Consider the following 7,444-nt stretch of genomic DNA (forward strand, 5'->3'; position numbering starts at 1 on the left):
AAGTTGCACCTGCGTCATGCATGACGATCTACAGGAACCCGCCCCGCTGCGGGAGCGGATCCCGCAGATTGATCACAACTGGATACGCCCCCTAGAAGGCAAGTTGCTGTACCTGCAGTACAACAAGCCGAGGCCGTCACACACTGGACTCCTCACTCGATATCCAGCCAGATTGATTCAGGCAGCAACTTGCACCGGATACGCGAGAGGCCGGATAGTTTTTCCAACTCAGGTAATTCGATGGCACGTTCGATATTTCGGTGACGCTGAGGCTCACCCATGGCAAAGTGCGCTTTCCCCGCATGATTGGGCCCGGGTGCTACGGTCGCCCGCATGAGGCTCTCGGCACCTTCGGCGCGCGCCGTGGACTTGCGAGTTGAACCGGTGGACAACGTTCTCGATCACATGGAGCGATCCCTTCACGTTGAGCTCGACCGGGACACGGTGGTCCGTAAACGGCGGTCAGTGGGGGCTCGGACGGACCGGCTGACGTGGATCCGTATCGAGAGGCGCGGACTCGACAACATCGGCGTACAGGGCTGGAACGGCACTGAATGCGCCGCGCTGCTGGAAGGCATTGCGCAGCCCACGTGGTTGGGGTGCATGGTCTGGCGGGACGCAGACGGGCCCGTGATGTGGCGGGCAGACGAGACCGATCTCCTGCCGAGCGCGCCCATCGGCACTGCGATCCTCAGTGAGGACCCCGGACTGCAGGATGCGTGGTGGCAGGCGTTCAACGCTTCGCTCGATGCTCTTGCGGCCCAGGACACACAGCGTGTCGCGACCCCGGACACCGTCACCATCACGCAGGAGCTCGTCACCGAAGCGGTCCGCACCATCTCTCCTGCCGAGGGCTTCGACACGGCTGTCGAGCGGTGGGTGCCGGCCCACGCGGATCTGAACTGGGCCAACATGACCGCGCCGACGTTCTCCCTCTTCGACTGGGAGGACTGGGGCAACGCACCGCGCGGCTTGGATTCCGCCTCGCTGTGGGGCAGTTCCCTTGCCGTCCCCGCTCTGGCCGATCGTGTACGGCACGAACGACGCCATGACTTCGAGAGCCGGGACGGCAAGCTGATGACACTCTTCGTGTGCTCGAAGATCCTCGGGCCGGGCGCGCACCCGCAGGACCCCCGGTTGGAGCCCGCGCGTCGCATGGCGGAGCAGGTCATCGCAGAGCTTCAAGCGGGCTGACCATGCGTCCGGGCTCGAATGAGGCCCCGGTACTCGCGCACGGCTAGCTCATCGACTTCGCTGTCCAAGGCGTCCATCAATTCGCCCAGGTGGGTGGGCTCGTTGGTGCCAACGGCAAGGGTGCCTACCCGTGGAAGGCAGTACGCGACCCGGAAGGCAGCCTGGGCACTGGAGAGGCTGTCGCCGTCCCGGAGGAAGGCTCCGGGTCTGATCCTGTCCCACACCGGGGCTCGGGTACTGCCCCCGAAGGGGCTCATTCCCCAGATGCTGTCGCTGGTCAGGCCCCATGCCGTGGTTACGGCGTCCGCTGCGTCGAGCGTCCTGGCGCCGACCAGGAGGCCGGCGCGGACCATGAAAACCGAAGGCTGCGGCAGGGTCTCGTCGATCAGGTCCACCAGTGGCGAGGGATCCCATGACGCGACGCCCCAGGCTCCGCACAGCCCCTTCGCCGCTGCTGCGTCGAGGGCGGCGCACGCGTAGGCCAGTGTGTCCCGGTTGTGGGGGGCCGCTTCCTGGAGGGTGTGTTCCGGGTTGTGGAGGAAGACCATGTCCGGTTCTCGCCCGAGTTCCTTGGCCGCCTGCTGTACGGCCGCGTGGAGTAGGGCTGGGTCCAGGGAGTGCTCCGCCCTGGCTGCCCTCGGGAAGTAGCCCACCTTGGTGGAGAGCGTGAATCTCGGCAGCAGGTCGCCGGCCATCCGTGCCAGGACCTGGTGCGAGCGGAAGCCGAGGTAGTTGGAGCTGGTGTCGAGCGCGGTGACGCCGAGATCCAGTGCGCCGGTCAGGAGGCGGCGTTCGTGACAAGACCGGTGTAGCCCGAGGACAACTCGGGGGTCAGGACGGCGCATATCTCCTCCTTCACCAGGATCTCGGCAACCTCTACGACCTCGGCACCGACTACTGCGGCCGCGTGGTCCAGCACGACGGGCCGGCCGCTCAGGAGCAGACGCAGCGCGGGCAGGGCCTTGGCATCGAGGGTGAGCTTCTTGCCGGAGGCCAGGATGTCGACGGTGTCGTCGTTCTCCTGGATTTCGGGGCGGAAGCGGGTGGTGCATACGGCGGCCTCGAGCGGTCCGAGGATGTCGAGGTGGGGCACGTGGCGGGGCAAGGTCGTCTGCTGCTCGTAGGCAGCCAGGAAATCGGCGGGGGAACGCTCGCTGATCAGTTGGGCCGCGGCCTCGGTCAGAGCCGCGGTGTCGGCTCCGGGGCCACGGTCCAGGTCGTGGCGGAAGGTCTCCCTCTCACGGCACCAGTCGGCCAGCCACGCGAGCCAGCTCGCTCCGGTGCGCTGGGTGATGCCGAACGTCACGTGAAGGCTCTTTCCCGAGCCGATTCCTGTCCGGGTCGCCTGGTGCCAGTGGCCCCGGGGGATGTGCATGATGTCGCCGGTCCGCATGACGCCGGACCAGAGGATCTCCTCGCTCGGGGTGGTGTTGGGGTCGGCGTCCCGGTACAGGGGTGCCGTGCGGGAGGTCCCGCGCACCTCCCATGCCTTTTCGCCGGCGAGCTGGACGATGACCACGTCGTGGTCGTCCCAGTGGAGCGGGAAGCCGGCGGCGTCGTTCGTCGTCAGGTAGGCGTTGACCTGGACTCGCTCGTGGGACCACCACTGCAGCGCGCGGCAGGCGACCTCCATGGTCGGGTCGAAGACGTTCAGCTGATCGAGGATCAGTGTGGCGCCCTCTCCCAGGAGCAGACCCAGACTGCGCATGTTGACTGTGGGGATGCTCTGTCCGCGGGGGCTGACGACGTCGGTGTAGTAGATGGCCGGGTGGACTTCCTCGCCGTTCTGGAAGCACCGGAACTGCGGTCGGTCCAGGCTCCTGCGCATCACGATGTCGAGCAGGCGGTTCGGGGTCAGGATGCGGGCAGCCAGGGCGGAGTCGCGCGTACTCCCCCGTGCGAACCGCTTACCGAGTTCACCCGGCCCGTCCCACCCGAGTGCCGCCTCGATGGCGTCGATCAACTGGTGTTCCATTACTGGCTCCTCATGAGTTCGGCCATGTGCTGCGGAAGCGGCAGGGGCGAGCACGAGGCTCCGCATTCGCCCCTGCCGCCTGGTGCTATGCGGCGTCGGTCAAGTTGCCGTCACCGCCCGGCCACGGGGAATCTCCGGAGCTGCCCTGGTTGTCGGATCGGAGGCTGTCGTAGCGGTCGTGGACGGCTGTCAGCTCTTCCACCGCAACCAGAAGCTCGCTCCGCGTAGGAGGCGAGGCTGAGGGCTGTTCCACCTGGTGCTCCTTCCTGTTTCGGGTCCCTCGCCAGGGCTCTGGCGAGGGTTCAAGGGCCGCCCCCACGGCCGTGGGAGATGTGGGGGCGGCGGTCTGTGGGCAGGCTGGAGCCCGGGAGGGCGCGGCGTGTCATTGACGGGCAGGCGCCGAGAGGTCCCGGTCTGGGACTGGATCGGTCCGGGGGTGCGGGTACTGCGCTGTTCAGGCGGCCGACAGGGCCAAGGCCTGGGGTGTGGGTCCGGTCTCGCGCCGTGCGCGGCCTGCGAAGAACCTGCGGAGAACGGAGGCGCGGACGGGCGGGGGTGGCTTTGGAAGTTCGATCTCAGCCCACACGCTCTTGCCGTGCTCGAAGGCCTTCCAGCCTGAGCGCACCGCGAAGTGGTCGACCAGAGCGAGCCCGCGCCCGCTCTCGTCGCCATCCGCCGCACAACCCGCCACCGGGGCTTGCGGGTTGTGGTCAGCCACGACGAGCATCAATCTGCCTGGGCGGTGGTGGAGCGCGATGGTGACGGGCCCGGTTGCGTGGATCACCGCGTTGGTGATGAGCTCGGATGCGACCAGCCTGAGCGCATGAGCCACTTCGTCATCCAGAGGGACGCCCCACGCCTGTACGGTCTCAACGACCTTGCGCCGAGCAGGAGATACCTCCTCTTCCGCTCCGGCGATGACGAAGCGTGTGGCGAACATGGGCATGGGCGGGCGCCTCCGGAAAAGGTGGGGAGCGGCTCCATCTCCGACGGGGGACGGTGATGAAGCCGCCGTTCTTGGTGACCGCACAGGAGCGACGTGCTCGCGGCTCCCGTGTGGCTGAGGCACAGTCAACTGCCCTGCTGCGCATGCCCGGAACGTTTCTTGGGGGTTTCTCTTGGGGACGCCCCTTCCGCGTGCTTGTACGCGCAGTAGCCTTCGAACCACGCCGTGAGGGGATGACGGGGAGTGATGTCGTGCCCGGTGAGCCGTTAGCAGTCCACCCGCTGACCTTCGTGCGCCAGTCGCGCGGATGGGGGAAGGCCGAGTTCGCCCGACTCATGCGGGCACACGGGAAGTTGCTCGGCATCTCTCTGGCGACCAACCGGACGACGGTGTGGAAGTGGGAGCAGGGGCAGGAACCGGACGCGGAAGCTCAGAGCGTGCTCGCTGACCTCCTGGGCGTCCCGGGAGTGCAGGTTCAGGCGGAACGGTGGCCGCAGTGGCTTCCCGTGTGGGAGGTGACGGGCCTTACTGCCCCGTGGACTGAGGCAGGAACGGTTGATGCACTGGCTGATCTGGTGGGCAGTGGCCGGTTGGATCGCCGAGGCTTTCTCACCATCACCGGTGCCGCTCTGACCGGGCTGGCGGCCTGCTGGGTCGAGGCGCCCTCTGCGTTCGCTTCAGCGCTCAGCGGAGATCGCGTCACCGACACGATGGTCTCGACGATCGAGCAGCGGATCAGCACCCTCCGCACGCTCGATGACCAGCTCGGGGGTGCCCGGCTGCTGGAGCAGGCACGCGGTGACCTTGCGCTGATCACTGGTCTCCTCCGCGCCGGCCGCTACACGGAGAGGGTCCGTGTTCGGTTGTACGCGCTGGCGGCTCGGGTGTCGCACCTGACCGGCTGGATGGCCTACGACGCAGGGCTGCGGTCCGCCGGGCAGCAGTACTACATCGGAGCCTTGCGGAGCGCCCGTACGGCCGGAGACGACGCCTTCGGCGCCTTCATCCTGGCCGAGATGGGAGTCCACGTCTCCGAGGCCGGCCGGACCGCCGAGCGGGTCGACCTCATCTCGACCGCCATCGACCATGCTCCTCGAACGCTGTCGCCCTACACGCAGTCCTTCCTCTACTTGCACAAAGCTGAGGCGCTGTCCCGCGACGGTGATCACCAGATGTCCGGCACGGCGCTCAACCGCGCCGCTTCCCTCTGGGAGCGTCACACGGCAGAGGAAAACCCGGACTGGCTCGAGTGGTTCGGCGAGGCGCAACTGAAGTCGACCGAGGGAAAAGTCCTGCTGCGCTCGGGCCACGTGGAGCGTGCGACGAGTTCCCTGGAAGCCTCCATCAAAGAGGCGGCCCCGCGGGACAAGGCGGTGCGGTCCGGGCGCCTTGCCGAGGCCCGGCTTGCCGGTGGTGACCTGGAAGGGGCGCTGGACGCCGCGAACTACGGCGCTGGGCTTCTCGAAGACAACGTCAGCTCTGTCCGGGCTCTGGACCGACTCAAGGAGTTCTCCGCACGGCTCGAACCACACAGGTCGACTCTGCCCGTCCGGGAGTTCCGCGAGCGCCTGCAGGCACTGCCCGTCGCATCTTGATCAGGAGTGGCCGCGCCCATCGAGAGTGACTCTGCCCTCGGAGAGCGGATCAGAGTGCCACGATGGGATGCATGACGATGATCGACGGTCAGGTTGCGGCCGGGTTCGAGCCTGTACGCGAAGCGTTCGCGGCGAACTTCGCCCAGCGCGGGGACGTGGGCGCTGCGGTGTGCGTGTACGTGGGTGGCCGGCCCGTGGTGGACCTGTGGGGTGGAGTCGCAGACCCCGACACCGATCGTCCGTGGGAGCGAGAGACGCTGCAGCTGGTCTACTCGGCGACGAAGGGGGCGACCGCAAGCGCAGCGCATCTGCTCGCTCAGCGTGGCCTGTTGGACCTGGACGCTCCGGTGGCCAGGTACTGGCCGGAGTTCGCCGCGAACGGCAAGGCGGCAATCCCGGTGCGCTGGCTGCTGTCCCACCAAGCTGGCCTGGTCACGCTGGACCAACCTGTCCCACTGTCCGACGCGCTGGGCTGGCAACCGATGGTCGCCGCACTGGCCGCTCAGCGTCCGGTGTGGGTTCCGGGGACCGCGCACGGCTATCACGGCAGGACTTTCGGCTGGCTGGTCGGCGAGGTGATCCGCCGAGTATCCGGCCGCACGCCGGGCCACTTCTTCGCCGACGAGATCGCCGCCCCCCTGGGTCTGGACTTCTTCATCGGGCTGCCGGAGCGCGAACGCCACCGGGTCAGCCGCATGGTGTACCAGCAGCCGGACATCGACCTCACCACGGTGCCTGCGGAATCCATCCCCGAAGAGCTCCGCGAAGTGGTCGCCGCCTGGCGCGACCCGAACTCCCTCAGCAACAGGGCGTTCGCGGTCACCGACCCGACCGAGATCGACTTCAACTCCCCCGCAGTGCAGGCCGCAGAACTCCCGGCCTCGAACGGCATCGGCACCGCCCACGGACTGGCACGCATGTACGCCGCACTGATCGGCGAGGTGGACAGCGTCCGTCTCTTCAGCCCGGAAACCCTCGCATCTGCGACCAAGGAACAGGCCAGCGGACCAGACCAGGTGATGGTGGTACCCAGCCGGTTCAGCACCGGGTACATGCTGCCCACCGACACCAACCCCATGATCGGGACGGATTCCTTCGGCCACACCGGCCGAGGCGGCTCACTCGGTTTCGCCGACCCCGAACACGGCATCGCATTCGGCTACGTGATGAACCACATCATCGGCGGCCCCGACGACCTGCGCGCGGCCTCGCTGATCGACGCCGTGCACAGGTCAATAGCCTAACTGTCACACGCCCTTGGCGCTGCTGGAGGCCATCAGAAGCCTCAACAACGCTGGAGCCTCCCGGCACTGGCCTGGTCTCGCGGCTGGCCCCGGGGACCCGGGCCATCAAAGTCGAACCTCGACCAGGCAGTGGCACCATGAAACTGACGAAACCCAGGGTGTACGGGAATGGATTGCGTGGGCCCGGGCCCACGCAGCACAGATCGACCCCGTGCCCCGACGCCCCCAGATACCCCAAGGCACAGAACCCACCCCCGAGAACCTCCGCCACTGCCTCAAGGGCGTGAGTCCCTATGGTCCTAAAGGAAATTGACCGGCTGTCGAAAGGGTGGTCCCAAGGCGCATGTCGCGGCGGAGCAGACGGGTGCCCGGAGCTGTCCGACGTTGCGTCCGGGCACTAGGGGGCGTATCCAGTTGTGATCAATCTGCGGGATCCGCTCCCGCAGCGGGGCGGGTTCCTGTAGATCGTCATGCATGACGCAGGTGCAAC

7 protein-coding genes are annotated in these 7,444 nt (G+C 67.3%); 3 read left to right on the forward strand and 4 right to left on the reverse strand.

Annotated features, from left to right (window positions below):
* Positions 1 to 333 precede the first annotated feature (333 nt).
* Positions 334 to 1,194, forward strand: a complete 861-nt coding sequence (locus AB0M26_RS30890) for a hypothetical protein (RefSeq protein WP_365266167.1) — start codon at positions 334 to 336, stop codon at positions 1,192 to 1,194.
* Here the strand turns inward: AB0M26_RS30890 and AB0M26_RS30895 are convergent.
* From AB0M26_RS30895 to AB0M26_RS30910, 4 genes are all read right to left on the reverse strand, one after another.
* Positions 1,182 to 2,039 (reverse strand): aldo/keto reductase, encoded by an 858-nt coding sequence (locus AB0M26_RS30895; protein ID WP_365266169.1) that lies wholly within the window; start codon positions 2,037 to 2,039, stop codon positions 1,182 to 1,184. The two genes, AB0M26_RS30890 and AB0M26_RS30895, sit on opposite strands and share 13 nt — an antisense overlap.
* Positions 1,973 to 3,169 carry a cupin domain-containing protein gene (locus tag AB0M26_RS30900; RefSeq protein WP_365266171.1) on the reverse strand — a complete coding sequence of 399 codons (1,197 nt, stop codon included), beginning with the start codon at positions 3,167 to 3,169 and terminating at the stop codon, positions 1,973 to 1,975. Before AB0M26_RS30900 ends, AB0M26_RS30895 begins: the two co-directional genes overlap by 67 nt.
* An 85-nt stretch (positions 3,170 to 3,254) precedes the next feature.
* The gene (locus AB0M26_RS30905) at positions 3,255 to 3,422 is read right to left on the reverse strand and encodes a hypothetical protein (protein ID WP_365266173.1); all 168 of its coding nucleotides are present in this window, start codon (positions 3,420 to 3,422) and stop codon (positions 3,255 to 3,257) included.
* 201 nt (positions 3,423 to 3,623) lie between these two features.
* A complete protein-coding gene (locus AB0M26_RS30910) occupies positions 3,624 to 4,115 on the reverse strand; it encodes an ATP-binding protein (RefSeq protein WP_365266175.1) in 492 nt (163 codons plus the stop codon).
* A gap of 251 nt (positions 4,116 to 4,366) precedes the next feature.
* Here AB0M26_RS30910 and AB0M26_RS30915 point away from each other — a divergent pair, with 251 nt between their 5' ends.
* Positions 4,367 to 5,710: a transcriptional regulator gene (locus AB0M26_RS30915; RefSeq protein WP_365266177.1), complete on the forward strand. Its 1,344-nt coding sequence runs from the start codon at positions 4,367 to 4,369 to the stop codon at positions 5,708 to 5,710.
* Between the two features lie 71 nt (positions 5,711 to 5,781).
* The gene (locus AB0M26_RS30920; RefSeq protein WP_365266179.1) at positions 5,782 to 6,954 is read left to right on the forward strand and encodes a serine hydrolase domain-containing protein; all 1,173 of its coding nucleotides are present in this window, start codon (positions 5,782 to 5,784) and stop codon (positions 6,952 to 6,954) included.
* Positions 6,955 to 7,444: the final 490 nt, after the last annotated feature.

The sequence above is a fragment of the Streptomyces sp. NPDC051776 genome, assembly GCF_040681345.1.
Taxonomy (GTDB): Bacteria; Actinomycetota; Actinomycetes; order Streptomycetales; family Streptomycetaceae; genus Streptomyces.